This is a genomic window from Actinomadura harenae, from assembly GCF_003696215.1.
GTDB lineage: Bacteria > Actinomycetota > Actinomycetes > Streptosporangiales > Streptosporangiaceae > Spirillospora > Spirillospora harenae.
The window spans coordinates 1-2,345 of sequence record NZ_RFFG01000247.1 but is presented as its reverse complement, the minus strand read 5'-3'; the positions used below and the strand labels follow the sequence as shown (position 1 = coordinate 2,345).

Here is a 2,345-nt window from a genome sequence, read left to right as displayed (position 1 = left end):
GGGCCCGGGTGGCCGCGACGGGCCGGACGGTCCGCCGCCCCGCAGCGGCAGGCCCGGGGCCGGAGGCGGGGGCGGGGGCGGGGGCGGGTCCGGGTTCAGAGGCGGGGGCGGGGCCGGAGGCGGCTTCGGGGGCGGACGGCATGGCCACTCCTCGCGGGGGGACGTCATGAACCTAAGTACACAATGAGTCTAATAGTCCGGACATCGCGGGCCCCGCTCGCCCGCGGCCCGGCGCGTCGCGCCGGTGCGCCCCCGATCCGCTGTCACGATTGACGGATGGATCTCGCGCTGCTCGCCGGCCTGCTCCTGGGGGCCGTCCTCGGCGTGGTGGTCGGATACGCCCTGGCCACCGGCCGCCAGGGGGCGCTGATCGCCCGCGCCAAGGCCGCCGAGGAGAAGCTCGCCTACGCCGAGGAGCGCATGGCCGGGCACTTCGAGAACCTCTCCGCCAAGGCGCTGGACGCGTCCAACCAGCGGTTCCTGGAGCTGGCCGACGCCCGGCTCAAGGTCGCCGGGGCCGAGGCCGCGGGCGAGCTCGACCGGCGCAAGCAGGCCGTCGAGCACCTGGTCGCGCCGCTGCGCGAGACGCTCGCCAAGGTCGAGGAGCAGCTCCGCGAGGTCGAGACCGGACGCCGCGAGTCGCACGCGATGCTCGCCAAGCAGGTCGAGTTCGTCCGGCAGAGCGGCGAGCAGCTCCGCACCGAGACCCGCTCCCTCGTGCGCGCGCTCCAGCGGCCCGAGGCGCGCGGACGCTGGGGCGAGCTCCAGCTCCGCCGCGTGGTCGAACTGGCCGGGATGACCCACCACTGCGATTTCGACGAGCAGGCGTCCGCGGCCACCGAGGACGGCACCGTCCGGCCGGATCTGGTCGTCCGGCTGGCCGGCGGCAAGAACATCATCGTCGACAGCAAGGTGTCCCTGGCCGCGTACCTGGAGGCCGCGTCGACCGGCGAGGCGTCCGCCGAGCGCGACCGGCTGGACGCGCACGCCCGGCATATCCGCGACCACGTGGACCGGCTCGCCGCCAAGGCGTACTGGCAGGCGTTCAGCCCGGCGCCCGAGTTCGTCGTGCTGTTCGTCCCCGGCGAGGCGTTCCTCGCGCCCGCGCTCGACCGCGACCCGGCGCTGCTGGAGTACGCGATGCGGCGGCGCGTCCACATCGCCACCCCGACCACGCTGATCACCATGCTGCGGACGGCGTCCTACGCGTGGCAGCAGGAGGCGCTCTCGCGGAATGCGCGCGCGGTGTTCGACCTCGGCAAGGAGCTGTACGAGCGGCTCGGCACGATGGGCCGCCACGTGGACGAGCTGGGCCGCTCCCTCACCGGGGCCGTCCGCGCCTACAACCGGACGGTCGGCTCCCTGGAGACCCGCGTCCTGGTGTCCGCGCGGCGGCTGAACGACCTGGGCGTCGTGGAGGACAGGCTGGAGGCCCCGACCCCGGTCGAGGACGCCCCGCGTCCCCTGTCGGCCGCCGAGTTCACCGCTCCGGCCCCCGAGGCGGGACCCGGGGCGGGACCCGAGGAGCGCCTCGGAGGGGACGCCGAATCCCGCGCGCATCCCGCGCTGGGCGCGGAAGCGGTAGGTTTCGGCGGACGGGCCATCCCTGATCAACACGATCGGCGGGAGAGGTGGCAATGAGTACTTCGACGGTTCGTGAGGCGCCGGACGGCGCCTCACCCGGGCCAGGGGGTCCAGTGCGGCAGAACGCCTCCTCGCGCCGGTCGTCCCGGCCGTCCGGCAGGGCCGGGACGGTCACCCTCACCGGACGCGGCGGGGTGGCGCTCATCCTGGCCGCCGCCCTCCTCGGCGCGCTGCTGGCGCGCTGGGTCGACGTCTCGCCGCTGGCCGGGGGCCTGTTCGTCGCGGGCTGCGTGCTCGCGGCGCTGCTGACCCGCCCGGCCGACCTGCCGACGCTGATCGTGAGCCCGCCGCTGGCGTGCTTCGCCGCGACCGTGGTCGCCGAGCTCGCCGCGGACGACGGCCCGCTCACCCGGACGATGTCCCTGGGCCTGCTGAGCGCCCTGGCCGGGATCGCGCCGTGGCTGTTCGCCGGCACCCTGCTGACGGTCGGCGTCGCGATCCCGCGGGGCCTGCCCGGCGCCTTCCGCGACCTGCGCGCGCGCCTGGCCCGCGGCCGCACCCTCGCCGAGGACGACGACGTCGACCCCGTCCGCTGGGAGGAGCCGGCGAGCCGCCCCCTCCCCCACGGCGACGTCGACTGACAGTGATGATGGAGGTGAGCACCTCCCGTCCGGGGTCTGACCCGCCGACTGACTGACCTTGGGTCCTCAACGGGATCTGTCGGCCCTGGTCGGGAGGTGCTCGTGTGCACTCACCGGACG

General features: G+C 75.3%; 2 protein-coding genes. Both read left to right on the top strand.

Going from position 1 to position 2,345, the window contains the following annotated elements:
* The first annotated feature begins 276 nt into the window (after positions 1-276).
* Positions 277-1,641: a DNA recombination protein RmuC gene (locus EBO15_RS43225; RefSeq protein ID WP_122200196.1), complete on the top strand. Its 1,365-nt coding sequence runs from the start codon at positions 277-279 to the stop codon at positions 1,639-1,641.
* A gap of 56 nt (positions 1,642-1,697) precedes the next feature.
* On the top strand, positions 1,698-2,225 hold the full coding sequence (locus tag EBO15_RS43220; RefSeq protein ID WP_122200195.1) for a DUF6542 domain-containing protein: 528 nt from the start codon (positions 1,698-1,700) through the stop codon (positions 2,223-2,225).
* The last annotated feature ends 120 nt before the right edge of the window (positions 2,226-2,345 follow it).